Raw genomic sequence first — 25823 nt, 5'->3', positions numbered from 1 at the left:
GGACGGATCAGATGCCCGAAGCAGGCACGGCCGGGGCTGGCGAGGAGCCGGCCGGCGCGGCGGTCTTGGCCGGCGTGCGTTCGCGCAGCAGGGGTTTCACCCCGGCGATGCGCTCCAGCCGGGTCATGGTGTCGGGCTGGCGGTCGTAGACGTCGACCAGGACGTTGAGCACGAACTGGCCGTTTTTGATTTCGGTCTCGATGCGGCATTCAAAGCCGTTCTGGCCAAGCTTGGCCTTGAGCGCATTGGCGTTGTCGGCTTTGCTAAACGACCCGACCTGATAGGTGTCATGGGGGCGTTGCCAGTCGTAGACGGTCTCGTCGCCGCAGCCGCCAAGCAGGCAGACCCCGGCCAGGAGCAGGCCCAGAAGAAGCGCGCGCATGCCTGGACCGCCTAGGGTTTGGCGTCGGGCCGGCGACGCTGCTTGTCGTTGTATTCGATGATCTCGGTGCGGCCGTTCTGGCGCTCGGTGACCAGCAGCAAACGGTCGCCGTCCACGTTGACGTTGACCAGGCGCGAACATTTGTTGATGGCGGGCACCACAGCATAAGTCTTGTCCGCGCCCACGGCCACGAGGTCGTAGGTGATGGGGCATTCGGCGTTGCCCACGCCATGGCGGATGAGCACGGCGTCGTAGCCGTCGCCGAGTTCGCCGACGCTCATGTAGGACTGGGCGGTGAGCGCCGCGCCCATGGCCTGGTGGATGACCCGGCCGCCGAGGAGCACGGTGGAGGACGCGCCGTCGCGCACCACTTCCAGGGGGCCGGCCACGGTCATGTAGATGGCCGTGCGTTCCGGGGCGGCCTGGGCGGCGGCGGCCAGGACCAGACAGGCCAGGGCGGCAAGCAGCAGTCTTCGGGCGTATCGCATGGGTGTTCCTCCGCTTCGCGGCGGTTTATCCGGCCAGCCGCCAAGGCGCAATAGTTACGACCTTGCCGGCGGAGGCGTCAATATCCATAAGCGCCCCCTGCATCTCGGGGGCGGCCTTGGACACGACGAACCGGCGCGGCAGGCCGGTGCGGAACCGGGCGATGACCTCTTCGGGGTCCATGCCCAGGGCCGAGGCAGCCGGACCGGTCATGCCCAGGTCCGTCATGTAGGCCGTACCCTGTGGAAGCAGCTGGGCGTCGGCGGTCTGGACGTGGGTGTGGGTGCCCAGGACGGCGCTGACCTTGCCATCGAGAAAATAGGCCAGGGCCTTTTTTTCGCTGGTGGCCTCGGCGTGGAAGTCGATGAGCCGCAGGGGCACGTCGGCGGGCAGTTGGCCGAGAATGCCCTCGGCGGCGGCAAAGGGGCAGTCCACGGCGGCCATGAAGGTGCGGCCCAGGAGGTTTATCACGGCGTAAGGGGCGGCGTCCTTGGGGCGAAAGACCTGCCAGCCGCGCCCGGGCGCGCCGGCCGGGTAATTGGCCGGACGCAGCAGCCGGTCGTTGGCGCCCAGCAGCGGCGACAGGTCGGGGTGGCGGAAGGTGTGGTTGCCGCCGGTCAGGACATCGAGGCCGGTTTCCAGGAGCTGGCGGGCCGACTTGGCGGTCAGGCCAATGCCGCCCGAGGCGTTTTCGGCGTTGGCGAGAACCCGGGTCAAGCCCAGGTCGCGCCGCAGTCCGGCCAGGCGCTGGGTGACGATGGCCCGGCCTGGCCGGCCGAAGATGTCGCCGAGAAACAGCATCCGCATGACATGCAGTCCTTATTCGTAAACGAGAAAACCCGGGAGGTCCGGCACTTGGGCTTGGTCCGCCTCCGGGCCGCCGCCCCAGGCGGCGAGGCCCTGGGCCGGTTCGGCTTCGGGCACGGCAAAAAGCCGCAGGGTTAGCAACAAATCGCCCGGCGGCCCGTCGCCGACGCCGGGCTGGCCGGCTCCGGCCACCCGGACCATGTCGCCGTCGCGGGAGTGCGGGGCGATGACGAGCACGCCTTGGCGGGGCTTGTCGTGGCGTCCAGACCCGGCGCAGGCCGGACAGGTCGCGACAACGAAACCCCGGCCCGAGCAGGGCGGGCAGCCCACGGCGGACAAGCCGCCGCCAAGGGGCTGCCAGATGGTCCCCCGGCCGGCGCACATCCAGCAGGCTTGGCGCAGCGCCCCCTTGCCGTCGCAGACCGGACAGTCGCCGCCAACGCCGAAATCCAGGGTCAGCCGGCCGCCGACAGCGGCCAGGGAGTCGGGGATGTCCAGCATGGCGGCCATGTCCTTGCCCCGTCGCGGCAAAAGGACGCGCGGATCCAGGGGGGCAAAGGCGGCGGGCGACGATGCCGCGACCGGAGACGGCGTCACGTCCCGGACCGCCTTGGCGTAGCGGCGGCGGCCGTCATAGGCGGCGCGCCGGGCCGGATGGCCCAAAACAGCGTAGGCGGCGGCCAGGGTCAGGAAGCGTTCGGCGGCCCGGGGATCATCCGGGTTGGCGTCGGGGTGGCAGTGCCTGGCCAGACGGCGGTAGGCGCGGCGCACGGCGGCCGCGTCAGCGTCCTCGGGCAAGCCAAGGACGGCATAGCAGTCGGGCTGTTCCATGCGCCCCCGCTTGGTCTGGTTTTTCAAAACGCGCCACGGGCCGCCCGAGGAAGGCGGCCCGAAACGCGGCAACATCGGCCTGGCCGCTATTTGGCGATGCCCACGGCCCGCCGCTCGCGGATGACCGTGACGCGAATCTGGCCGGGATAGGTGAGGTTTTCCTCGATGCGCTTGGCGATGTCCTTGCAGAGCAAAAACGTCTTGTCGTCGTCGACGTTTTCCGAATCGACCATGACCCGCACCTCGCGGCCGGCCTGGATGGCGTAGGCTTTGGACACGCCGTCGAAATCCAGAGCCAGGTTTTCCAGTTCTTCCAGACGCTTGACGTAGCTTTCCAGAAGTTCCTTGCGGGCGCCGGGACGCGCGCCCGAAAGGCTGTCGGCGGCTTGGACCAGGGTGGCCAGTATGGACTTGGGCGGCACGTCCTCGTGGTGGGCCATGATGGCGTGGAGGATGTCGCCGGATTCGCCGAATTTCTTGGCCAGATCCGCGCCGATGACGGCGTGGGGGCCTTCGATCTCGTGATCAACGGCCTTGCCGAGGTCGTGGAGCAGGCCGGCGCGCTTGGCCCGTTTGATGTCCACGCCCAATTCGGCGGCCATGATGCCGGCCAGGGAGGCCACTTCCAGGGAGTGCTGGAGCACGTTCTGGGAGTAGCTGGTGCGGTATTGGAGCTGGCCGAGCAACCGCACGAGCTCGGGGTGGATGCCGTGGACGCCGCAGTCGAAGGTGGCCTGCTCGCCGATCTCGCGGATCTTGACGTCGAGTTCCTGCTCGCACTTCTTGACGATGTCCTCGATGCGGGCGGGATGGATGCGGCCGTCGGTGATCAGCCGCTCCAGGGCCATCTTGGCGATCTGGCGCTTGAGCGGCGAAAAAGCCGACAGGATGACGGTCTCGGGGGTGTCGTCGATGATGAGATCGACGCCGGTGGCGGCTTCCAGGGCGCGGATATTGCGGCCTTCGCGGCCGATGATGCGGCCCTTCATCTCTTCGGAGGGCAGGGTCACGGCGGTGACGGTCTGCTCGCCCACGAAATCGCCGGCATAGCGCTGGATGGCCAGGGCCAGGATCTTTTTCCCGCTCTTGTCGGCGGTCTCCTTGGCCTCCATCTCGATCTGGCGGACCATGCGGGCGGCCTCGTGGCGGGTCTTGGACTCGATCTCGTCCATGAGGCGCTTTTTGGCCTCTTCCATGGTCAGGCCGGAAATTTCCTGAAGCCGTTTGTCGTGCTCGTCAGCCAGGCGGGTAAGTTCCTCGGCCTTGTCGGCCAGTTCCCGCTCCTTGGCGGTAAGCCGCTTTTCCGAGGCCAGCATCTCGGATTCCTTCTGGACGATGAGCTCCTGCTTTTCTTCCAGACGTTCCCGGCGCTTGTGGACCTGTTCTTCTTTTTCTTCCAGGGACTGGGTCTTGTCGCGGAATTCCTTTTCGAGTTCCTGTTTCTGACGGAACAGCTCGTCCTGGGCGGCGACGACGACTTCTTTTTTGTGGGCGGAAGCTTCCTTGCGGGCCTCGTCCAGGATGCGGTCGGCCAGGGTCCTGGCTTCGTTCAAGGTTTTCTGGGAAATCCACTTGTCGAGATAATAGCCGGCCGGCACACCAAGGCCAATGCCCACGATGCCCATGAATATGGTCGAAAATTCCATGCGTTCTCCCGAAGCGGGGGGAGAAAAACGGGGCAGAGCCCAAGGGCAGGGAGGGGGGACCGGCTCAATCCGGACAATGCGTGGCGCTCGCCGCGTGCGGTATGGCATGGGACGGGGGATGTCCGGCCGCCCGGGACAACGGCGGCCAGTCATCAACACCGTTTTATAACAAAGCCCCAGAGCGCCGTGTCGTCAGTTCTTTTGAACCTTGGCAACCAAGGTGGACGCCACTGTTTGACCTTCAGGCCACCCGGACGAGCCGGGCACGCACACCAGCCACGCGTCGCAGCATCCTATTTTTGAGTATCGGCTCAAAAATAAACCGACGATCACGCACACCCCAGGGAACTTTTCAAGGACGCGCCAGCAGACGCCGTCCGTCAATCTATCTTGTGCAGCAGCTCCCCCACCCGATCGTGGAGCGCGTCGAGCCGCTGGTTCGAAAGCAACATATCGTCAGCCAGACCCAATGCGACAAAGGCCAGCAATTTCTCCTTGCCGAGCGTTTTCCCGCCCGCCTGAAGCAAGTTATATCGTTGTTCCACCAGTTTTCTGGCGGCTTCCACGCGCTGCGGTTCGGCGTCCGTCGTAAACGACAGGTCGAGGCCCACTATGGACAAGGAATACTTGGGCATCGCCGTACCGAATTGTCCCCGCCGGCCACATGACCGGCCGCGCGTCAGGGCTCAAGCTCCTCCTGGAGTTTCTCCAGGAGGCCGTCGAGTCGCGTAGCGACCGTCTTTTGCTCGTCGGCCAAGCGGGCCACCTCGGCCTGAAGCGCCGCGTTCTCTTCTTCCAAAGCCTTTTTGCGGGCAACAAGGGCTTCAACCCGTTGTTCCAGGGCGTCGAAAATGTCCATGTCCCTTGCTAGCTCCATTTCTCCTGAAAAGCAAGCCAGGGCCTCACTTCCTGGGCTTAATCACCTGCCGGCCGCGCCCCAGGGCCAAGGCCCCGTCCGGCACATCCGAAGTAATCACCGATCCGGCCCCGACAAGTGCGCCGTCGCCTATCGTCACCGGCGCCACCAGGGACGTATTGGAACCGATGAAAGCCTTTTTGCCGATGACGGTCTTGTGCTTGTGCACCCCGTCGTAATTGCAGGTGATCGTGCCGGCCCCGACGTTGGTCCCAGCCCCGATTTCGGCGTCGCCAAGATACGTCAGGTGGTTGGCCTTGGCCCCGGGACCAAGGGTGGCCTTTTTCATCTCCACGAAATTGCCGGCGTGGGAACCCTCTTCCATGACCGCGCCGGGCCGCAGACGGGCATAAGGGCCGACCAGACAGCCCGAGGCAACCCGGGCCTGGGCGATGTGGCAATAGGAATGGATGGTCGCGCCCGAAGCGATTTCCGCGTTCTCGATGCGGCAGTGGGAGGCGATGGTCGTGCCCGTGCCGATAGTCGTGGGGCCGTAGATTTCCAAGGGGCCGCAGAGATCCGCCCCTGGGCCGATGGCCACTTCCGGGCCGATGCGCACGGACTCCCCGGCCCGGATAATGACCCCGGCGTCGAGGTGGGCGTCGACGATGCGCCGGCGCAGGATCTCCTCGGCGGCCACCAGCTCGCGCGGGCAGTTGATGCCGAGATAGGCCTCGTCGTCGCCGCAACCCACCGGCAGCACGGACAGGCCCGCTTTCTGGGCCAGGGCCACCAGGTCGGTGATGTAGTATTCGCCGCTCTTGTTGGCGTTGGACAGGCGGGCCAGCAAGGGAGCGATGGTCTCCAGGCGCAGCCGGTAGACCCCGGCGTTGATCTCGCCCGTGGCCTCGCCGTGGACGGCCGGATCGAAATCCTTGGCCTCGACAATGGCCACGCCTTGCCCCGAACGCACCACCCGGCCGTAGGAACCGGGATCGGGCAGGCTGATTGTGACGAAAGCCAGATCGGCGTCGGCATTTCTGGCCGCGTCCAGGAACGCGCCCAGGCTGGCGTCCGTAACCAGCGGGGCGTCGCCGTTGACCACAAGCACGTGGGTCAATCCAGCGGCGGTGAGCGTCGGCAGGGCGCAGGCCAGGGCATGGCCGGTGCCGAGCTGCTCGGCCTGGAGCACCAACCGGCCGGCCAGTTCGGGAAAGGCGGCTTCCACCGCCTCGGCCCGATGGCCGACCACGGCCCGGACTTCGTCGCCAAAAAGCGCGGACAGCGCCCGGGCAACGTACCACAGCATGGGTTTGCCTAAAAGCGTGGCCAACACCTTGGGGGCGTCGCTTTTCATGCGGGTGCCCTTGCCGGCGGCCAGGGCCAAAGCGCCTTCGCGCTGCGTCATGGGAAGTCTCCGAGGGTAAACGCCAACCGCCTCGCCGGCGGGACAGCCAGACGAGGCAGCGACCAATCGCTTGGGACCAATAAAAGGCCTTAGGGCCGACCGAGGCCGGCGGCCTGGGGCACGTTGCCCAGTTTCATGCGGGTCAGCGCCCGTTGCAAGGCGGACTTGGCCCGGGTGTAGTCGATGTTTTCCTGGCGGGTGGCGGCCAGCCGGGCTTCGGCCCGCTCCCGGGCCTTGCGGGCCCGGTCAATGTCGATCTCCTCAGGCAGTTCGGCCGCCTCGGCCAGGATCAGGACCTTGCCGGCGGTGACGTCGGCAAAGCCGCCCGAGACGAAGACATAATTCAACCGCCCGTTTTCCCGGTAGGCCAGGGACCCCACGGACAAGGCGGCCAGAAACGGCACGTGGTACGGCAAGGCAGTGAATTCGCCGGCCACGCCCGTGGCCGTAACCGAGTCCACGTCCTTTTGGAGCACCATCCGGTCCGGGGTCACGATCTGCAGCGCAAACGTCTTGGCCATGGCCTGTCCTTGTCTTCGGGTTTCATCGCTTGTTTCTGTGCTTTACCAGAAACCGGCCCAGGCCGACAACCGCTTCGAAGCAGCCTCAGCCACAAGGAACGGCAACCCTGCGGCTCATGTTACGTTGGCCAGCGTTCCCAGCCCCCCGGCCCGCCGATGTCGCCAAACTGCTTCCTCAACAACGGTAGCCAACAATACAACGGGGCGCATGGCGGCGTAGGAAAAGACGTATGAAGCTTTCACGACAGGGCAGGCCACAAAAAAAAGGCGGCTCCCGAAGGAGCCGCCTGACAGCCGGAGAGTACGGGGTCGGCCTAGTGGGCGTTCTCGCGCACGCGCATGCGGTAGAACGCACGCTGCATGGCGGACTGGGCCCGGGCGAAGTCGACCTTGTCCTTTTCGCGGTCCATGCGCTGCTTGGCCCGATCCTGGGCGCGGCGAGCGCGTTCGATATCGATGTCTTCCGGACGCTCGGCCACCTCGGCGAGGATGGTGACCTTGTTGCCGGAGACCTCGGCGAACCCGCCGGCGACGAAGACGTAGTTCGCCTTGCCGCCGACCTTGTACATCAAGCTCCCGATGCCCAGGGCCGACAGGAACGGGATGTGATTGGCCATGACGCCGAATTCGCCAAGCAGACCCGGAGCGCCCACATAGTCAACATCCTGGGACAAGACCAGCTTGTCCGGGGTGACGATTTCAAGGCGGAGTTGGGCCATGATCGTTATCCTTTCTTGGCGTTTTCAACGGCCTCGTTGATGTCGCCGACCATGTAGAAGGCGCCCTCGGGGATCTCGTCGTGCTTGCCGTCGATGATCTCGCGGAAGCCCTTGATGGTGTCCTCAAGCTTCACGTAGCGGCCTTCCTTGCCGGTGAACTGGGCGGCAACGAAGAACGGCTGGGACAGGAAGCGCTGGATCTTACGGGCGCGGGAAACGGTGAGCTTGTCGTCGTCGGACAGCTCGTCCATGCCCAGAATCGCGATGATATCCTGGAGATCCTTGTACTTCTGCAGGATCGACTGGACTTCGCGGGCGGTGCCGTAGTGCTCGCCGCCCAGGACGTTGGGGTCCAGGATGCGGGAGGTGGAGTCAAGGGGGTCAACCGCGGGGTAGATGCCGAGCTCGGCGATCTGACGCGAGAGAACCAGGGTGCCGTCCAAGTGGGAGAAGGTCGTGGCCGGCGCGGGGTCGGTCAAGTCATCGGCGGGCACGTAAACGGCCTGGACCGAGGTGATCGAACCTTTGTTGGTCGAGGTGATGCGTTCCTGGAGACCGCCAAGGTCGGTGCCGAGCGTGGGCTGGTAACCGACCGCGGAGGGCATACGGCCAAGAAGCGCGGACACTTCGGAGCCGGCCTGGGTGAACCGGAAGATGTTGTCGATGAAGAGCAACACGTCCTGGCCTTCCTCGTCGCGGAAGTACTCGGCGCAGGTCAGCGCGGTCAGAGCGACGCGGGCACGGGCTCCGGGAGGCTCGTTCATCTGGCCGTAAACAAGTGAGGCCTTGCCCAGGATGTCGGCTTCCTTGAACTCGTTGTAAAGGTCGTTGCCTTCACGGGTACGCTCACCAACGCCGGCGAACACGGACAGACCGCCGTGGTGCTTGGCGATGTTGTTGATGAGTTCCATGAGAACGACGGTCTTGCCGACGCCGGCGCCGCCGAACAGGCCGAGCTTGCCGCCCTTGGGGAAGGGAATCAGCAAGTCGATGACCTTGATGCCGGTTTCCAGCAGCTGGATGCTGGTGGACTGGTCGACGAAGGCCGGAGCGGCACGGTGGATGGGCATGAAGGTCTTGGAATCGACCGGACCCATTTCGTCCACCGGGCGGCCGACGACGTTGAGGATGCGGCCAAGGGCGCCCTTGCCGACGGGCACGCTGATGGGCGCGCCGGTGTCGATGGCGGTCATGCCGCGCACGAGACCGTCGGTGGAGTCCATGGCGATGCAGCGCACGACGTTGTCGCCGAGGTGCTGGGCCACTTCGACCACGAGGTCGGTGGCGAATTCGTTGTTAACGTTCTTGATGTCGAGGGCGTTCAAGATATTCGGCAGTTTGCCCTCGGGAAATTCGACGTCGATAACGGCGCCGATGACCTGCACGATTTTTCCGACATTTCCGCTTGTCGCGCTCATTGTATGGTGCCCCCTTGGTTATCCCTTGAGTGCTTCGGAACCGCCGACGATGTCCATCAGTTCCTTGGTAATGGCCGTTTGCCGGGCCTTGTTGTAGACCAGGGTAAGCGAGCTGACGAGGTCGTCGCAGTTCCTGGTGGCATTGTCCATGGACCGCATGCGGGCAGCGTGCTCGCTGGCCGAGGTGTCAAGCAGCCCGCGGTAGATCTGGACATTGATGAACCGGGGCAGCAACTCGGCGAGGAGGCCTTCCACGGACGGTTCATAGATGTACTCGGCCTTGGCCCCGACGTCCTCCTTGACCTCGCCGGCTTCGGCGGGGGAAAGGGGCAGCACGGGCAAAAGCGTCGGTTCCTGGCGGGCAAGGCTGATGAACTTGCCAAAGGCCATGGTCACTTCGTCGTAGGTCCCGCCGACGTAGCCGCCGATGACCTCGGCGCCGATGCGCGTGGCCAGGCTGAAGTCGAAGGCGGCCATTTCGTTGACGTAGGCGGCAACGATTTCGAAGCTGGTGCGCCGGAAGCTGTCGCGAGCCTTGCGGCCCACGCACATGATCTTGACGTCCTTGCCTTCGGCGGTCTTGGCCCGGGCGACCTTGAGGGCCGCGTTGATGATGTTGTTGTTGAACGCGCCGCACAGACCGCGATCGGAAGTGATGACGACCAGAAGGACGGTCTTCACTTCGGCGCGGGCTTCCAGCAGCGGATGGATCGAGGAATCGGCGCCCTTGGCCAGTTCTCCGAGCATTTCGTAGAACTTGTCGGCGTAGGGACGGAACCGCTCGATGCGCGACTGGGCGTTGCGCAGTTTTGCCGAGGCCACCATGTTCATGGCCTTGGTGATCTGCTTGGTCTTTCTGACCGCGTTGATCTTGACCTTTACGTCTTTGAGCGCAGGCATGGCTCCCCCTTTAGGCCTGTATCAGCGTTGCGCGGCGGCCGGCTCGGGCCGCCTGGTTGCAAAAACCCTGCATGGTTTTTGACCGCGTCGCTTAGGCCTTGAAGCCCTTTTTGAACTCGTCGATGGCCGCGCCGAGCTTGGCGATGAGGCCTTCGTCGAGCGCCTTTTTCTCCTGAATCTCATTCAGGATGTCGCTCTTGGCGTTGTGGAAGTACTCCTGGAGGCCTTCCTCGAACTTGCGGACGGCTTCGACGGGCACATCGTCCATGAAGCCGCGGGTGCCGGCGAACAGGGAGATGACCTGCTCGGCCACGTTCATGGGCTTGTACTGGGGCTGCTTGAGCAGCTCGACCATGCGCATGCCGCGGCTGAGTTTCAGCTGGGTGGCCTTGTCCAGGTCGGAGCCGAACTGGGCAAAGGCGGCCAGTTCGCGGTACTGGGCGAGGTCGAGGCGCAGCGTGCCGGCGACCTGCTTCATGGCCTTGACCTGGGCGGCGCCGCCGACGCGGGAGACCGACAGACCGACGTTGATGGCCGGACGGATACCGGCGTTGAACAGGTTCGGTTCGAGGTAAACCTGTCCGTCGGTGATGGAGATGACGTTGGTCGGGATGTAAGCCGACACGTCGCCCGCCTGGGTCTCGATGATGGGCAGAGCGGTCAGCGAACCGGCTCCCAGGGCGTCGGACAGCTTGGCGGCGCGCTCCAGCAGACGGGAGTGGAGGTAGAAAACGTCGCCGGGGTAAGCTTCACGTCCGGGAGGACGACGGAGCAGCAGGGACATCTGGCGGTAGCTGACGGCCTGCTTGGAAAGATCGTCATAGATGATCAGGGCGGCGCGGCCGTTGTCGCGGTGGTACTCGGCCATGGTGCAGCCGGAGTAGGCGGACATGAACTGCAGCGAAGCCGGCTCGGAAGCGGTGGCCGAGATGATGGTCGTGTATTCCATGGCGCCGTGGCGACGCAGGGTCTCGGCGACCAGGGCGACGGTGGACTTCTTCTGGCCGATGGCGACGTAGAAGCAGAACACGCCCTGTCCCTTCTGGGCCAGGATGGCGTCGATGCAGACGGCGGTCTTGCCGGTCTGGCGGTCGCCGATGATCAGCTCGCGCTGGCCGCGACCGATGGGGGTCATGGCGTCGACGGCCTTGAGACCGGTGTACATGGGCTCATGGACCGACTTACGGGCGATGATGCCGGGGGCCTTGATTTCGACGTTACGGGTCTCCTTGGCTTCAACGGGGCCAAGGCCGTCGATGGGGTTGCCCAGGGGGTCGATGACGCGGCCGGTGACGGCGTCGCCGACGGGCACCGAGAAGATCTTGCCGGTGCGCTTGACCGGGTCGCCTTCCTTGATGTGGGTGTCTTCGCCGAGCAGCGCGACACCGACGTTGTCTTCTTCCAGGTTGAGCACCAGGCCCATGACGCCGCCGGGGAACTCCAAAAGCTCCATGGCCATGGCGTTTTGGACGCCGTACACGCGGGCAATCTGGTCGCCGACGGACAGCACGGTGCCAGTCTCGCTCATCTCAACGCGAGACTCGTAATGCTGAATCTGCTGTTCGATGATCTGGCTGATCTCTTCCGCTTTGATTTGCATGGCCCTACTCACCCCTCTTGATTTGTTCTTTCAATATTTCGAGCTGGGCGCGAAGGCTCGCGTCCAACACCTTGTCGCCGACCTTGAGGACGACGCCGCCGATGATGGAGGGATCAACGGCGAAAGACAGCACCAGCTTCTTGCCGGATTGCTTTTCGAGCTTGACCTTGATCTGGTCCTGGCGCGCGTCGGCCAGGGCGAAGGCGGTGACCAGCTGGCCGCGCATGACGCCTTCGGCCTCGTCCAGAAGAGTCCGGTAGAGGGCGGACACTTCCAGGACGCAGGGCAGGCGGTCCTTGTCGGCCAGAAGGGACAGGAAGTTGATGACCATGGGCTTGAGGCCGATTTTGCCAGCCACCCCGGACAGCACCGACTTCTTCACATCGGCGCTGATGATGGGGTTGGCAAAGACCTTAAGCAGATCCGGAGACCCCTCAAGGACGGAGGCAAAGGCCTCCAGGTCCTTGCCGTACTCCGCCGGGGCTTTCTTGCCGGCCTTTTTGGCCAGCGCGAAAAGCGCCTTGGCGTAACGGCGCGCGACGATGTTGCCGGTCAATTGAACACCACCTTGGTTAAGTATTCATCCACGAGCTTGTCCTGGTCCTTGGCGGTCAGCTTCTTTTCCAGCGAAGCCTTGGCCGCGGCCACCACGGAGTCGGCCAGCTGGGCGCGAAGCTCCTGCATGGCGACACGGGCTTCGGCAGCGGCGGCAGTAACGGCCTGCTCCTTGATCTGGGCGGCCTTGGCCTCGGCGGCGGCGACGATGGAGTCGCGAAGGGCTTCGCCCTGGCGACGGTATTCGTCTTCGATCCGGGCCTTCTCGTCGCTCAGATTGCTGATGGAGGCCTCGATCTCGGCCAGACGCTTGGCCGCTTCGGCCTTGCGCGACTCGAGCTCGCTCAGCTGGTTCTCAATGGCCTCGCCGCGCCCCCGGAAAAAGCCCACGATCTTTTTCCCGGCCAGCTTGGCGATGACGCCGAACACCAACACGAAGTTGACCACGCGGAACAGGAAATCCTTCCAGTTCAGTCCGTGGGCTTCCGCGCCCCCGGCGTCGCCCGACGCGTAGGCCACGGCAGCCAGGCCGAACACCAGGGCCACGGTGGCGATGAGGTGGAGCCTTTTCAATTGAACCCTCCCTTTCCTTGAGAAATCCTGGAAACCTTCGGCCTTACGCCGCCAGCACCTTGGCAACGGCCTTGGAGGCCAACCCCGACACCTTGCCCTCCAGGGCCTTTTTCGCCGCAGCGGACTGGGCGGAAATCTCGGCCCGGGCCGCCTGCAGTTTCGAAGCCGCCTCAGCGCCGGCAGCCTCGAGCAGATCCTTTTCCTTGGCCTGTCCCTCGGCCTTCATGGCCATGCGGCCGGCCGTGGCGGCCGCGCGGGCGGCGTCCAGGGACAGTTCGTAGTCCTTGAGCTTGGCGTCGGCCGAGGACGCGAAAGATTCGATGCCTTCCATCTGGGAGGCAACGAACTCAGCCCGCTTTTTGAGAATCTTGCGGATGGGGCCGATGAGGATGACATTGAGCAGGATCAGGATGAGCACAAAGTTGACGAGTTGGACGAAAAACGTGGCGTTTAAGTCAATCATCGGCGCCCTCCGGGAGGTTGTGAAAATTTTTGCAAAGTCAGCAAGCGGCAGTAGCGGATTTACTCCGCCCTGTCTAGCCCTTTTTGACAAATTCCGTACTGCCCCGCACCCCAAAAACCCGCGCCCCGCCTAGCTTGGCGGGGTTTGTGAAGAATTGACCGAAGAACCTGCGGCCAGGGCCTGACGGGGCGGTTGCTCCCCGTTGCCCATGGTCACCAGCCCGTCCACCCGGCCCCCTTCGGCCACGGACAACGACGGCGTGCGCACCGCGCCGCAAAGCCGACCCCGACCATGCACCGCCACCGAAGACGACGCCGCCACCTCGGCGGCCACGACCCCGTCACACACCAGGCGCGCCACCTCGACCCGCCCGGCCACATGGGCCTGGCTGCCGACCACCAGGGTTCCCGTCGAGACGATTTCGCCTTCGAAATGCCCGTCAATGCGCACCACGCCGCCAAAGGTCAGCCGTCCCACAAAAGACGTTCCGACCCCCAGGAAGGCGTTGATGTCGTGCTTGCCCACAAGGCCCTCCGACCGCCGGGGAACGCTCCCTCCGTGGCCGCAAGTCCTTTCCGCGCTAGCCTTTCTTGAACAGGTAGCGCCGCATGGAGACGTTGACGACAATGCCCACGAGGGTGAAGTTCACGATGGTGGCGCTCCCCCCGTAGCTGATAAACGGCAAGGGGATGCCAACGACCGGCATGATGCCGAGCACCATACCCATGTTGATGAGGATTTGCCAGAAGAAATAGAAGAACACGCCCGCCGCCAGATAACTGCCGAAACGGTCCTTGGCGTTTTTGGCCGTGACGTAGAATTGCAGCAAAAACAGGCAGAAAAGGGTCAGCAGCGCGATGCCGCCCATGAAACCCCACTCCTCGGCGAAAACCGCCACGGCAAAGTCGGTGTGCTTTTCGGGCAGGTAGCGCAACTGGCTCTGGGTGCCCTCCAAAAAGCCCTTGCCCCACATCTGGCCCGAGCCGATGGCGATCTGGGACTGGATGATGTGGTAACCGGCCCCGAGGGGATCGCGCTGGGGGTCGAACAGGGTCAGGATGCGCCCCTTCTGATAGGGCTTGAGAAAAAACCAGCCGCAAGGGATGAGGATGGGGCCGGCGATGGCCAGGGTCTTGAACACCGGGCCGGTAAGGCCCCGGTAGAGGATGAGGCCGGCCACCAGGAGCAGGACGTTTAAGCCCGTGCCGAGATCGGGTTCCACGATGATAAGCAGGGCGACAGGCAGGGACACGGCCAGGATGCCGGCCAGGTCAAGCCAGCCCAGCCGCTCCGAGCGTTTGGACAGGATCTTGGCCGCCAACAGCAGCAAGGCGATTTTGGCCACCTCGCTTGGCTGGAAGGCAAATCCGCCAATGGGCAGCCAGCGTTTGGCCCCGCCCACGGTCTTGCCCATGACCAGCACCAAAACCAGCAGCACCGAGGTGGAAATGACCAGGGGCCAGGCGATGGCGGCCAGATACTTGTAGTCGAAAACCACCATGGCCAACATGCAGCCAAGTCCGGCCAAGCCCCAGATGAGCTGGCGGTTGTAGAAAGGCTGCATGGACAGCTCATCGCCCATGCGAAAGCCGCTGGCCGAATAGAGATTGAGCACCCCGACCCCGAACAACATGGCGGTCAGGGCCACCAGGGACCAGTTCACGCTCAGGATGAAGCGTCTGTCAAAGGGCATGGAGCAACCCCGGCTTGGCGGCGGGCGCCCGGCCCGTCGTGGGAAAGGTCCCGCGACGGCCGACGGCCGCGTCTGCATGGTTAAAAGGGCGCCGTCTGCGGCCGGCCGGCTAATCCCCGACGTCGCCGGGGTCGACGGCCGGTTCGCCAGGCGCGGCGGCCGGGGCCGCGCCGGCCGCCCGGGGCGGCTTGCCCGGAGCCGGGCCGAACAAATATTCGTAGACCTTGCGCACCAGCGGACCGCTGACCTCGCCGCCGTGGCCGCCGTGCTCCACCAGACAGACCACCACGTAGGTCTTGCCGTCCTTGCGGCCCCAACTAGCGAGCCAGGCGTGGTCGCGCTGCTCGTAGGGCATTTCGTGGGTCTTGCGGCGGATGTCGGCGTTTATCAGCTTGACGACCTGGGCCGTGCCGGTCTTGCCGGCCATGACCGCGTCGGAGCGCAGCAAGGACTTGGCCGTGCCGCTTTCCACCGTGGCCACCATGGCGTCGAGGATCACCTGCCGGTCGCCGTCTTTCAGCGGCAGCGTGGCGTCCACCTGGGGCGCTTCGGTCTCCACCAGCTCGGGCTTCATGAGCCGGCCGCCGTTGACCAGGGCCGACAGGTAGCGCCCGATCTGCAGCGGCGAGGTCAGGACGTAGCCCTGGCCGATGGAGGCGATGACGGTCTCGCCCTTGGACCAGGCCGCGCCGAAACGTTTCTTTTTCCATTCCTTGGAGGGAATGAGCCCGGCCTTTTCGTGGGGCAGGTCGATGCCGGTGCGGGTCCCGAAACCGCTGGCCACGGCGTAGTCGTGGAGCCGGTCGATGCCCATACGGTCGCCGAGCTTGTAAAAATAGATGTCGCAGGAATGGACCAACGCCCCGCGCAGATCCAGCGCCCCGTGGCCGCCCTTTTTCCAGTCGTGGAAGTCGCGGTTGCCGACCTTGTAGACCCCGGGGCAGGCCACCACGTCGCCGGGGCGGACAAAGCCCTCGGACAGGCCGGCGGCGGCCATGAGGAGCTTGAAGACCGAACCCGGCGGATACACGCCCTGGGTCACCCGGTTCTGGATAGGATGGCGCGGGTTGTCGCGCAGCTCCCGCCATTTGTCGGCCGGCACTCCAAGGACGAACATGTTGTTGTCAAAGCTCGGCTGGCTGACCATGGCCAGGATCTTGCCGGTGTCGGGTTCCATGACCAGCAGCGCCCCGGCCTGGCCCTCCAGCAATCGGGAACACTCTTTCTGCAGGCCGATGTCGATGGACAGCTTGAGATCGGCTCCGGCGCGCGGCGGCTCCAGGATGAATTCGTTATGCTGGCGGCCGAAAGCGTCGACTTCCACCTGCTTGCGGCCCTTGGAGCCGCGCAGCTCGTCCTCGTGAGTGAGTTCCAGGCCTTGCTTGCCCACGGAGTCGCCCAGGGAAAGCTGGGGATTTTTCTCCAGTTCGTCTTCGTTGGCCTCGGCCACGTAACCCAACACATGGGACATGAGCGCGCCGGTGGGGTAGTAGCGTTTCTGGCGCACCACGATTTCCAGGCCCGGATAGAGCATGGCGTTGGCCTCGATGCGGGCCAGGGCCTCGTAGGGCAGGTCGGTGATGAGGATGAGCGGCTCAAAGGGCTTGACCCGTTTCTTGCCGCGCTTGACCGTCTCGGACAGCACGTGCTTGTCCACGCCGGTCCATTCCGAAACCTTGGTCAGGGTGCCGTCAATGTCCTCGCAGTCCTCGCGCACCAGGCCCAGGGCAAAGGACGGTTCGCTGACGGCCAGGGGCGTGCCGCTCCTGTCGAGGATGCGCCCCCGGGCCGAACCGATGAGCACCTGGCGCAGCTGGTTGTCCCGGGCCATGTCGGAAAACGTGCCGCCCTTGTGGACCTGCAAATACCACAGGCGCAGGGTGAACAGGCAAAAAAGCCCGAGCACCAGGGCCTGGAGCAGAATCAGCCCGGAACGGGGGGCGTGTTGTTGCGGGGTTTCGGTCTCAAGCCGCATGGGGATCGCCCGGCAGATGGTGGTGGATGAGGTACAAAAGGCCCCATTCGATGGGGAAGATCAGGGCCTGCTGCACCGCCTCGACGCCCAGTCGGTCCATATAAATGGACCAGTCCTGGAGCAGGGCCATGACGTTGATGAAAAGGAAATGCATGGCGCCGAGGCAGGCTCCCAAGATGAGCATGAAAAGGAAATTTCGGGCTTCAAACAGCCAATGCCCGAAAAAATACAAGCCGGCCAAGGCGCCGTACCAGAGGATACCCGCCCCGAAGGGCATGGAGCCTGTCCCCTCCTGGATGAAGAGCCAGATGCCCCCCAGCCAGACCGGCACGGTCCATTTCTCCTCCTGCATGGCCAGGATAAGCCCTGGAGCCAGGAAGTCCACCCCGGGGACGATGTTTTGCAGCCAGACCCCGCCGAGCGTCAACAGGGTCCAGAAGACGATGTGGGCCGGTCTCATTGCCCTTCGGTCCGGGCCGGCTTGCGGCGTTTTTTCTCGGACTCCGCCGGCTTGTCGGCCTTCTTGGCCGGTTTGGCCGGTTCGACCACGGCCGGGGCCGGAGCCGGCGTCGGCGCGGGAGCCGGGGGCGGGGGCGGCGGCGCGCCCTGGCCCGGAGCCGGCGGGATGGCGGCCGGGGTCTTGAGGCCCTTGGGCGGCTTGACGGACGGGGCGGCGTTTGGCGGGGTGATGACCGGCGACACCGGGGCTGTGGCGGGCGGCGGCGGCGGCGCGACCACGGGCGCGGTCGTGGGAACCGGCGCGGCCGCGGCCGTGGCCCTAAACAGCAGGGCCACTTCCTCAAGCTGGCGCGGCGTGAAAAGCGGCGCGGCGTGGATAAGCTGAAACAACGACGACCCCGAGCGCCCCACCGAGGTCACCTTGGCCACGGGCAGCCCCTTAGGGAAAATTTCTTCCAGCCCCGAGGTGACCAGCACCTCGCCTTCTTCCACGGGCGCTCCCTGGGGCACGTACTGCAGGGTGAGTTCCTTGGTCGGCCCCTCGCCCTTGACGATGCCCTGGGTGCGGTTTTTCTGGGAAACCACAGGAATGCGGCTGTTGGGATCGGTGATGAGCAAAATGGTCGCGGCCGTGGGCGACAGGCGCAGCACCCGCCCGACCACCCCGTCGGGAGAGACCACCGGCATGTTGACCGAAACGCCGTGGGCGCTGCCCTTGTCGATGAGAAACGTCTCCAGGGCGGCGTTGGGACCCAGGCGATGGGAAATAATACGTGCTGCCCGACGCGTCCAATCGATGGGCGGCGTCAGGGACAGAATTTGGCGCAAACGCTCCACCTCCGAAGCGCTTTCACGCAACTCGGCGAGCTCCTTTTTCGCGGAATCCAGCTCCAGGCGCAGCTGGTCGTTTTGCTGCCGGATGCCCACGAAATACAGATAGCGGCTCCAAAACGACGCAACCTGTTCGTGGACCCACTTTCCCGGGGCCAAAACCCACCTGGCGAACTCCAGTCCGGTGTGGCTCGCCAGCGTGTCGACGTAGCCTGTCCGGATGTTCCAGGTGAAAAGGCCGAGGTAAAGAAACAGGACGACGAGCAGGCCGATCGCGATCCGCTGCGGGGTGGGTTTAATCTATCGTGACCTCCTTCAGGACGTCCAGGTTGTCCAGCGCCCGGCCGGAGCCGAGGACAACCGTCGAAAGGGGGTCGTCAACAACCGTGATGGGCAGCGAGGTTTCCTCGCGCAGCAGCTGGTCGAGGCCGCGCAGAAGCGCGCCGCCGCCGGTCAGCACGATACCCCGGTCCACGATGTCCGCCGCCAGCTCCGGAGGCGTCTGCTCCAGAGCGATACGCACGGCCTGGACAATGCTCTCCACCTGCTCGGAAATGGATTTCTGCACTTCCTCGGAGGAGATCGTGATGTTCTGGGGAATGCCCGTGACGAGGTCGCGGCCCTTGACTTCCATCTCGCCCTGGCTGGTGGAATGATGGGCCGAGCCGACCTGGATCTTGATCTGTTCGGCCGTGGATTCGCCGATCAGCATGTTGTACTTGCGCTTGACGTACTGCATGATGGCTTCGTCCATCTTGTCGCCGCCAACACGCACGGATTTCGAATAGACCACGCCGGACAGCGAAATGACCGCCACTTCCGTGGTGCCCCCGCCGATGTCCACCACCATGTTGGAGGTGGGTTCGGTGATGGGCAGGTTGGCCCCGATGGCCGCGGCCATGGGTTCCTCGATGAGGTAGACTTCACGGGCGCCGGCGCTCTGGGCCGATTCCTTGACCGCCCGCTTTTCCACCTGGGTGATGCCCGTGGGCACGCAGATGATGATGCGCGGGCGCACCAGCCGGCGGGAATTGTGGACCTTGGAAATAAAATGCCGCAGCATGGCCTCGGTCACTTCGAAGTCGGCAATGACGCCGTCCTTCATGGGACGGATGGCCACGATGTTGCCCGGGGTGCGGCCAAGCATCCGCTTGGCTTCCAGGCCCACAGCCAACACCTTGTTGCCGCCGCGGGGGTCCTTTTTCACCGCCACCACCGAGGGTTCGGACAGGACGATGCCCTTGCCCTTGACGAACACCAAGGTGTTGGCCGTTCCCAGGTCGATGGCCAGATCGTTGGAGAAAAGCCCCAATATCCTATTCAAAAAACTGGACATATCGCCTCGCTTGCCGCAAAATCGGCCTATGCTGTCGCAGACGGGTTGTGTTTGCCGATTCGTCCCGTGTTGTCAACGAGAGATTTTCCGGCCAAAAAACCGCCATGACTGCCCGCGTCCACACGCTCGCCCAGGCTTTTCGGGCCGTTTTCGGCCGAAAGGCCAAGAAAATTCCTTTGGATGCGGGAAGTTCCTGCCCCAATCGGGACGGTGCGCTCTCCCGGGGCGGCTGCCTGTTTTGCAACGCGGCCGGATCGGGAACGGGATTGCACCTTAAAGGCTTCGGCCTCCGGGCGCAATGGGACAGACTCACTCTCCCGGCCCGGCGGCGCAATGAAGCCCTCGTCGCCTATCTCCAGTCCTTTTCCAACACCTACGGCCCGCCCGAGCGCCTGGCCGCGCTTGTGGCCGAACTTGCCACCCTGCCCGACATCGAGGGCCTTTGCCTGGGCACGAGGCCGGATTGCCTGGACCTCGAAAAAATCGCCCTGCTGGCCGCCGCGCCCGTGGGCCATGTGCGCCTGGAAATGGGCTTGCAGTCGGCCAACGACGCGACGCTTCGGCGCATAGGCCGGGGCCACACGACGGCCGATTTCGCCCGGGCGACCATCATGGCCGCCGACGCGGGCCTTGCCGTCACGGCCCATCTCATGGCCGGCCTGCCCGGCGAGGGCGTCGAGGATTTTCTCGCCACCGTGCGTTTTGTCGCCGCCCTGCCCATTGCCGGGGTCAAGCTCCACAATACCTTGGTGGTGGCCGGCTCCGGCCTGGCCGCCCTCCACAAAGCCGGCGGCTACCAGCCCATGGCCCGCGAAGCGTATGTCGAGGCCGTGTGCCGGGCCATCGCCCTGCTGCCGGGTCACGTGGCCGTGGAGCGCCAAAACGCCGACCCCGCCCCGGGCGAACTCCTCGCCCCGGCCTGGGCCGCCGACAAACAGGGCATCCTGGGCGACATCGCCGCGCGGCTGGAACGCGAGGACATCCGGCAGGGGTGCGCGCTAGGAAGCGAGACAGGCATGCAGCCCCAGGGGCCTCCCTCGCCTCGCCCTTGATTTTTATCGGCCAGCCAATACACTGACAGCGAACAATCCACCCCGCCCTGCCCTACGGGTCAATCGAGAGCGGCACCCTCCCGGACGCCCAGGCCGACATGAAGGATCGTCCCGCCCATAATAAACGCTGGCCAAAGCCCGCGATTTTCTGGAGCCTGCTGGTCCCGGGCCTGGGGCACATCGCCGTCGGCTATCCGGCCAGAGGGATAGCCCTTTCCGTGCTTCTCACGGCAACGTACTTGGGGCAGATCTACTTCAAGACCATCTACACGACCTCAGGCTTCTTCCTTCTCATCGTTTCCTATACCGCGATCTATGGATACATCATATTCGACGCCTGGCGGCTCTCCTCAAGTGAACCCCAAAAAGAAAAACGATGGTTCATGCGTCTGGACAGTCTCATAGCGTTCGGCGTTCTTGCTTGTCTGTCTTCCTTCTATTTTGATTCATTACATTTTATCCCGGACGAGTGGCGCATGCCTTCCAGCTCCATGAGCGACGCTATTCTCTTAAACGAGCATTTCCTTGTCGACCTGACGGCATACTCGCCAGGAGAACCGGATTACGGCGATGTGATCGCGTTTCTCTTCCCCGAGGACGAAACGAAATTGTTCATCAAACGGATTATCGCCAAGCCCGGCGATCTCGTGGTTATCGAGAACAAGCAGGTGTTCGTCAACGGCGCTCCTATTGACGACAGCCATGCCAGGCATGGCGACACGGCGTTTCAGGCCAGAAGAGACTCGATGCCCGCCATGACCGTAGCCCCCGACACCTACTTCGTCCTTGGCGACAACAGGGAAGAATCCTACGATTCCCGCTTCTTCGGCACGATTCCCAAAAATAAAATCCTTGGCCGGGCCAGAATCATTCTCTGGTCCGACACGCTTTCGCGCATCGGCAAAACCTTGTGACGCCGCCGCGCCCCCTTGAGCCACGCCCGGGATTTCCGCCACGACCAACTCCAAAGAGGCTCCCATGACACCGACTTTCCCCTTGCTGCTGCGCCGCTTCGCCCTTTTCCTGCTCCTCCTCGCCGCCCCGGCCCTGGCCCGGGCCGCCGCCCCCAGCCTCATCGAACGGCCGCAGTGGCAAAAACCCTTCAACGACGCCGGCCTGACCGGAACCATGGTCCTGCGCCAGGAAGGTTCGCCCGAAATCCTCGTCCACAATCCGGCCCGGGCCGCGACCGCCTTTCTGCCCGCCTCCACCTTCAAAATACCCAACTCGCTCATTGCCCTGGAAACCGGGGCCGTCTCCGGCCCCAGCGAAGTCTTCCCCTACGACGGCAAGCCGCGCCATCTTCCCGAATGGAACGCCGACCTGACCCTGGCCCGGGCCTTTGCCGTGTCCTGCGTGCCGGTTTACCAGGAAATCGCCCGGCGCATCGGCCCCGAACGCATGGCCAAATATCTGGCCGACTTCCACTACGGCAACGGCGACATCGGCGGCGGCATCGACCGGTTCTGGCTCGACGGCGCGCTGCGCATCACCGCTCTCCAGCAACTCGACTTCCTCGGCCGCCTGCACCGCCGCGAACTGCCCCTGCGCCGTCAAGTCATGGACGACGTGCTGACCATGATGATCACCGACAAGACGCCAAACGCCGTGCTGCGGGCCAAGACCGGGCTGACCGCCCGCGTTTCGCCCAACGTCGGCTGGTACGTCGGCTCGGTCACGCGCGGCCCCGACGTCTGGTACTTCGCCCTCAATCTCGAAGTGCCCGAAAACACCCCCGCCGCCGTGGCCGCCCGAAAAAAGATCGCGCTGGATATTTTGAAAATGGAAGGACTTTGGGAATAAGATCTCGGGAGGGGGTCACCCCCTCCCGAACCCTCCTGTCATGGGGCGGCGTTTTGCCTGGGCGGACGAAGCGTCCGCCCAGGCAAAACGCCGCCCCAAGGCAAGGGGATGCGAGATGATGGCAGGGCGGGACGAAATAGCGTAAAAGACCGCAACCCCGTCGCGGGGGTCCGGGGGGATCATCCCCCCGGCGGGTCCAGGGCAGAGCCCTGGCCGCCGGAGGCAAAACACCATGTCCGCACAGACGTTCACCGACATCTGCGTTGCCGATCCGTTGGCGTTGGAAATCACCTGGAAGGACGGCGAGGTCACGGCCTTGAAACTGACCTGGGCCGAGGGCAAGACGCGCAGCGTGGCAAGCGAGGCCGGCCGGGCGGTGCAGGCCGCCCTGGAGGCTTATGTGGCCGGCGGCCAGGCCGACTGGCCCAAACTGCCCTTTGCCTGGGGCAAGGCGACGGATTTTTCGCGCCGGGTGTTGGAAGAGCTGGCCCAGGTGCCGGCCGGACAGCCGGTCAGCTACGGCTGGCTGGCGGCCAAGGCCGGACGCCCCAAGGCGGCCCGGGCCGTGGGCCGGGTCATGGCCTCCAATCCGTTTCCGCTCATTTACCCCTGCCACCGCGTGGTCGGGGCCAAGGGCGCGCTCACCGGCTTCGGACCGGGCATCGACATGAAAAAATACCTGCTGGAACTCGAAGGGACGAAGTAGGCGGAAGACCGGGAAGGAAGCGGCAAGACCGGGCGCTGCCCGGACCCGCCGGGGGGCTCAGCCCCTCGGACCCCCGACATGGGGAACGAGTGAACGCAGGGCGAGGACAGGTTTTTTATGTTTACGGGACTGGTGATGGGTTTGGGCCGCATCGCGGCCGTGGAGTCGCGGGGCAATGAGACGCGGTTTCGCATCAAGGCGCTTTTCGATCTGGACAACATCGTTCTCGGCGAATCCATCGCCGTCAACGGCGTGTGTCTGACCGTCGAAACCTTCGGCGACCGGGAGTACACGGCCTATGCCTCGGGCGAGACGCTTTCGCGCTCGAACCTGGGCAAGCTCAAGATCGGCGGTGTGGTGAACCTGGAGCGCGCCCTGGCCCTGGGCGACCGCCTGGGCGGCCATATGGTGTCGGGCCATGTGGATTGTCTGGCCGAGGTGGCGACGGTGACGCCGGCTGGACAGTCCATGCAGTATAAAATAGATTTCCCGAAGGAATTTTCGATTTTCGTCGTACCCAAGGGGTCGGTGGCCCTGGACGGCATCAGCCTGACCGTCAACGAATGCGGCGAGGGGTGGCTCACGGTGAACATCATCCCCTCGACCCAGGGTGCGACCACGATTTCCGGCTGGAAGCCCGGCACGGTCATCAACATGGAGACCGACGTACTGGGGAAATACGTGCTGCGGATGCTTGGGCCGTGGCAGGACGCCCAGGGGAAGAAGGAATCGAAGATTTCCGAGGCGTTTTTGCGGGAGAACGGGTTTTAACCGCCGCATCGCCGCGACCTGAAAGGAGCCGCCCCATGAAACGTCTCGCTTTCTTCCTCCTTTGCGCCATGCTCTGTCTGGCCGCCGGCTCGGCCCTGGCCGCCGAGGGCGACGAAGCCGCCGCCGAGGCCGCCGCCGGCAAATGGCTGGCCCTGTGCGACGCCGGCAAGTATTCCGAAAGCTGGCGCGAAGCCTCGTCGTTTTTTCGCGGCGCCGTCACCGAGGACGTCTGGAACAAGGGCCTCTCTGGCCTGCGCGCCCCGCTGGGGCCGGTCCAGAAACGCGTCCGCAACACCATCATCCAGGCCCGGTCCCTGCCTGGCGCGCCCGACGGCTCCTATGTCGTGCTGACCTACGACACCACCTTTGCCCAGAAAGCCGCCGCCATCGAAACCGTGACCGTCATGCACGAAAAAGACGGCTCCTGGCGTCTGGTCGGCTACTACATCAAGTAATTCCAGCCGCCTACGCCACGGAGGCCCCAATGCCCATCGAATACCGCAGCGTCTGCATCTTCGTGGCCGACATCGACCGCGCCCGGGCCTTTTATGAAGAGCTTATGGGCCAGTCGCCCCTGCACGTGCTGCCGGGCTACGTCGCCTACCCGCATTTCTGCCTGTGGCGCGAGGACACCGCCCGCCGCATCGTTTTCGACGAGGAAGCAGGCCCACCGGCCGGTCCCATGGGCCGCGACAATCTGGAACTGTATTTCGAGGACGCGGCCCTGGAAGACGCCTTCGAGCGCGTCATGACCCGGGCCGAGATCATCCATCCGCCCAAGTCCGCGCCCTGGGGCCAGCGCGCCTTTCGCCTGCGCGACCCGGACGGCCACATCGTCGAGGTGGCCGAACCCATGGAGGCGGTCGTCGAGCGCCTGCGCGACAAGGGCCTGTCCCCGGCCGAAATCACCGCCGCCACCATGATGCCGGCCGAATTCGTGGCTTCGGTGCTGGGCGGCTAACCCCCCTCGCCTTCAAGGCCCGACTGTCCAGGGAACCAGTCGGCTCTCAAGCATCGCTTCTTTCGCGCCAGCTGTTGGCCGCAGTCGCGGCCCCCAACCCCGGCGAGACGTCCGACCGGTCAGGTCGTTACACTATTTCCCATCCCTCCCTAATCTTCCTCTTACGGCCGGCCGATAAGTGTTGACACGCCAACCGGAGGAAAACCGATGGACGTCGCCGCCCTTTCCGCGCTGACCCAGACGACCAGCGCCGTGGCCGCGCCGACGACGAAAAGCCCGCAACCCGCTGTTGCCGCCAAGACCGACAACATGCTGGCCGGCAACTTCGTCCAGGCCGACGCCGGTCCCTCGAAATATCTGCAGGCCCGGCTGGATGGCTTGCAGACGGAAAAATCCTTTGGCGGCTCCATGAGCGCCCTGCTCACGTCCATGTCGACGCAATTTGCCTCCACCATGGCCAAGGTGGGGTCCAGCAGCGGCGACTCGACCTTTGTCGCCGCCGTCATAAACAAATACAAAGTGGAAGACAGCGTCGGCCAGGCCGTCGATAAAGAAGTCGGCGACAGCGCCCAGGACAACCTCGACGCCACCCGCCAGGACATCGAGGACAAGGCCGAGGCGGCGGCGACCGGCCAGTCGGAAGACGCCGCCGGCCAGGGAGCGGCCACGCCCGATGCGACGACCACGGCCGGCGACGCTTCGACCACCGAGGCCATCCAGGCGGCCGCAGCCGCCCAGGCCACGTCGGCCGGGCAAACGGCCGAAGCCGTGCCTGCCGAAGCAGCCGGGCAGACAGCCGAGACCGCGCCTGCCGAATCGGTCGGGCAGACCGAGCCGGCCGGGCAGGCCGAGCCGGCCGGGCAGGCCACGCAAGCCGGGCTGGTCGCGACGGCGCAAAGCCCGGCCCAGGCCGCTCCCGTGCCCGCGCCCGGGTCCACCATCGACATTCGGGTTTAGTGTCGCGTCCGCGAGAAGCCCACAGGGCCTTTCGCAGGAACGAGACGAACGCCATGACTTTTTTACAATTCCTTGCGCATTGTTTCAGGGGCGCGACGCGGACCGCCGCGTCGC

30 protein-coding genes and 1 other RNA gene are annotated in these 25823 nt (G+C 64.7%); 8 read left to right on the top strand and 23 right to left on the bottom strand.

What is annotated here, in order from left to right; translation table 11 throughout:
- Nucleotides 1–7: 7 nt before the first annotated feature.
- The 23 genes from DMR_RS02285 to DMR_RS02180 all read right to left on the bottom strand — a co-directional run bounded on the left by DMR_RS02285 (nt 8) and on the right by DMR_RS02180 (nt 19459).
- Nucleotides 8–382 carry an SPOR domain-containing protein gene (locus tag DMR_RS02285; RefSeq protein ID WP_012750063.1) on the bottom strand — a complete coding sequence of 125 codons (375 nt, stop codon included), beginning with the start codon at nt 380–382 and terminating at the stop codon, nt 8–10.
- Nucleotides 383–393: 11 nt separating this feature from the next.
- A complete protein-coding gene (locus tag DMR_RS02280; protein WP_012750062.1) occupies nt 394–870 on the bottom strand; it encodes a hypothetical protein in 477 nt (158 codons plus the stop codon).
- A 25-nt stretch (nt 871–895) separates the two neighbouring features.
- Nucleotides 896–1675, bottom strand: coding sequence for a TIGR00282 family metallophosphoesterase (locus DMR_RS02275; protein WP_012750061.1), 780 nt, complete (start codon nt 1673–1675; stop codon nt 896–898).
- A 12-nt stretch (nt 1676–1687) separates the two neighbouring features.
- Nucleotides 1688–2506 carry a DnaJ domain-containing protein gene (locus tag DMR_RS02270; protein ID WP_012750060.1) on the bottom strand — a complete coding sequence of 273 codons (819 nt, stop codon included), beginning with the start codon at nt 2504–2506 and terminating at the stop codon, nt 1688–1690.
- Nucleotides 2507–2592: 86 nt separating this feature from the next.
- Nucleotides 2593–4152 carry a ribonuclease Y gene (gene rny, locus DMR_RS02265; protein WP_012750059.1) on the bottom strand — a complete coding sequence of 520 codons (1560 nt, stop codon included), beginning with the start codon at nt 4150–4152 and terminating at the stop codon, nt 2593–2595.
- Between the two features lie 169 nt (nt 4153–4321).
- Nucleotides 4322–4502, bottom strand: a non-coding RNA gene (gene ssrS, locus DMR_RS22735) — 6S RNA.
- 30 nt (nt 4503–4532) lie between these two features.
- On the bottom strand, nt 4533–4787 hold the full coding sequence (locus DMR_RS02260; protein WP_012750058.1) for a cell division protein ZapA: 255 nt from the start codon (nt 4785–4787) through the stop codon (nt 4533–4535).
- 44 nt (nt 4788–4831) lie between these two features.
- Complete coding sequence (zapB, locus tag DMR_RS02255) at nt 4832–5011, bottom strand: cell division protein ZapB (protein ID WP_012750057.1); 180 nt, start codon at nt 5009–5011, stop codon at nt 4832–4834.
- 43 nt (nt 5012–5054) lie between these two features.
- On the bottom strand, nt 5055–6416 hold the full coding sequence (glmU, locus tag DMR_RS02250; protein ID WP_012750056.1) for a bifunctional UDP-N-acetylglucosamine diphosphorylase/glucosamine-1-phosphate N-acetyltransferase GlmU: 1362 nt from the start codon (nt 6414–6416) through the stop codon (nt 5055–5057).
- Nucleotides 6417–6505: 89 nt separating this feature from the next.
- The gene (locus tag DMR_RS02245; RefSeq protein WP_012750055.1) at nt 6506–6937 is read right to left on the bottom strand and encodes a F0F1 ATP synthase subunit epsilon; all 432 of its coding nucleotides are present in this window, start codon (nt 6935–6937) and stop codon (nt 6506–6508) included.
- Between the two features lie 314 nt (nt 6938–7251).
- Complete coding sequence (locus DMR_RS02240) at nt 7252–7656, bottom strand: F0F1 ATP synthase subunit epsilon (RefSeq protein ID WP_012750054.1); 405 nt, start codon at nt 7654–7656, stop codon at nt 7252–7254.
- A 5-nt stretch (nt 7657–7661) separates the two neighbouring features.
- Nucleotides 7662–9074, bottom strand: a complete 1413-nt coding sequence (atpD, locus tag DMR_RS02235) for a F0F1 ATP synthase subunit beta (RefSeq protein ID WP_012750053.1) — start codon at nt 9072–9074, stop codon at nt 7662–7664.
- Between the two features lie 18 nt (nt 9075–9092).
- A complete protein-coding gene (locus tag DMR_RS02230; protein WP_012750052.1) occupies nt 9093–9974 on the bottom strand; it encodes a F0F1 ATP synthase subunit gamma in 882 nt (293 codons plus the stop codon).
- A gap of 91 nt (nt 9975–10065) precedes the next feature.
- Nucleotides 10066–11574, bottom strand: a complete 1509-nt coding sequence (gene atpA, locus DMR_RS02225) for a F0F1 ATP synthase subunit alpha (RefSeq protein WP_006920166.1) — start codon at nt 11572–11574, stop codon at nt 10066–10068.
- A gap of 4 nt (nt 11575–11578) precedes the next feature.
- Nucleotides 11579–12130: a F0F1 ATP synthase subunit delta gene (locus tag DMR_RS02220; protein WP_012750051.1), complete on the bottom strand. Its 552-nt coding sequence runs from the start codon at nt 12128–12130 to the stop codon at nt 11579–11581.
- Nucleotides 12127–12702, bottom strand: coding sequence for an ATP synthase F0 subunit B (locus DMR_RS02215; RefSeq protein WP_043599873.1), 576 nt, complete (start codon nt 12700–12702; stop codon nt 12127–12129). Before DMR_RS02215 ends, DMR_RS02220 begins: the two co-directional genes overlap by 4 nt.
- A gap of 43 nt (nt 12703–12745) precedes the next feature.
- A complete protein-coding gene (locus tag DMR_RS02210; protein ID WP_012750049.1) occupies nt 12746–13165 on the bottom strand; it encodes an ATP synthase F0 subunit B' in 420 nt (139 codons plus the stop codon).
- 129 nt (nt 13166–13294) lie between these two features.
- Entirely contained in the window at nt 13295–13690 is a 396-nt protein-coding gene (locus tag DMR_RS02205; protein ID WP_043599872.1) for a bactofilin family protein, read from the bottom strand.
- 55 nt (nt 13691–13745) lie between these two features.
- Nucleotides 13746–14858: a rod shape-determining protein RodA gene (rodA, locus tag DMR_RS02200; protein ID WP_012750047.1), complete on the bottom strand. Its 1113-nt coding sequence runs from the start codon at nt 14856–14858 to the stop codon at nt 13746–13748.
- Nucleotides 14859–14967: 109 nt separating this feature from the next.
- Nucleotides 14968–16833, bottom strand: coding sequence for a penicillin-binding protein 2 (mrdA, locus tag DMR_RS02195; RefSeq protein WP_012750046.1), 1866 nt, complete (start codon nt 16831–16833; stop codon nt 14968–14970).
- On the bottom strand, nt 16823–17293 hold the full coding sequence (locus tag DMR_RS02190) for a hypothetical protein (protein WP_012750045.1): 471 nt from the start codon (nt 17291–17293) through the stop codon (nt 16823–16825). Before DMR_RS02190 ends, mrdA begins: the two co-directional genes overlap by 11 nt.
- A complete protein-coding gene (mreC, locus tag DMR_RS02185) occupies nt 17290–18282 on the bottom strand; it encodes a rod shape-determining protein MreC (protein ID WP_012750044.1) in 993 nt (330 codons plus the stop codon). The genes DMR_RS02190 and mreC overlap by 4 nt, the downstream gene beginning before the upstream one ends.
- A gap of 136 nt (nt 18283–18418) precedes the next feature.
- Nucleotides 18419–19459 (bottom strand): rod shape-determining protein, encoded by a 1041-nt coding sequence (locus DMR_RS02180; protein ID WP_006920175.1) that lies wholly within the window; start codon nt 19457–19459, stop codon nt 18419–18421.
- Nucleotides 19460–19563: 104 nt separating this feature from the next.
- Here DMR_RS02180 and DMR_RS02175 point away from each other — a divergent pair, with 104 nt between their 5' ends.
- The 8 genes from DMR_RS02175 (at nt 19564) to DMR_RS02140 (ending at nt 25709) form a co-directional block, all read left to right on the top strand.
- Nucleotides 19564–20511 (top strand): TIGR01212 family radical SAM protein, encoded by a 948-nt coding sequence (locus DMR_RS02175; protein ID WP_043599867.1) that lies wholly within the window; start codon nt 19564–19566, stop codon nt 20509–20511.
- A gap of 98 nt (nt 20512–20609) precedes the next feature.
- Complete coding sequence (gene lepB, locus DMR_RS22255; RefSeq protein ID WP_012750042.1) at nt 20610–21425, top strand: signal peptidase I; 816 nt, start codon at nt 20610–20612, stop codon at nt 21423–21425.
- Between the two features lie 64 nt (nt 21426–21489).
- Nucleotides 21490–22314, top strand: coding sequence for a class D beta-lactamase (gene blaOXA, locus DMR_RS02165; protein ID WP_012750041.1), 825 nt, complete (start codon nt 21490–21492; stop codon nt 22312–22314).
- 232 nt (nt 22315–22546) lie between these two features.
- Nucleotides 22547–23020 (top strand): methylated-DNA--[protein]-cysteine S-methyltransferase, encoded by a 474-nt coding sequence (locus DMR_RS02160; protein ID WP_012750040.1) that lies wholly within the window; start codon nt 22547–22549, stop codon nt 23018–23020.
- Between the two features lie 117 nt (nt 23021–23137).
- A complete protein-coding gene (locus tag DMR_RS02155) occupies nt 23138–23791 on the top strand; it encodes a riboflavin synthase (protein ID WP_012750039.1) in 654 nt (217 codons plus the stop codon).
- Nucleotides 23792–23826: 35 nt separating this feature from the next.
- A complete protein-coding gene (locus tag DMR_RS02150; protein ID WP_012750038.1) occupies nt 23827–24246 on the top strand; it encodes a DUF4019 domain-containing protein in 420 nt (139 codons plus the stop codon).
- A 29-nt stretch (nt 24247–24275) separates the two neighbouring features.
- A complete protein-coding gene (locus tag DMR_RS02145; protein ID WP_012750037.1) occupies nt 24276–24752 on the top strand; it encodes a VOC family protein in 477 nt (158 codons plus the stop codon).
- A 207-nt stretch (nt 24753–24959) separates the two neighbouring features.
- Entirely contained in the window at nt 24960–25709 is a 750-nt protein-coding gene (locus tag DMR_RS02140) for a hypothetical protein (RefSeq protein WP_012750036.1), read from the top strand.
- The last annotated feature ends 114 nt before the right edge of the window (nt 25710–25823 follow it).

It is taken from the genome of Solidesulfovibrio magneticus RS-1 (assembly GCF_000010665.1).
GTDB classification, from domain to species: Bacteria; Desulfobacterota; Desulfovibrionia; order Desulfovibrionales; family Desulfovibrionaceae; genus Solidesulfovibrio; species Solidesulfovibrio magneticus.
Note: the sequence above shows the minus strand (reverse complement) of the source record. Positions and strands in the feature narration are given on the sequence as shown.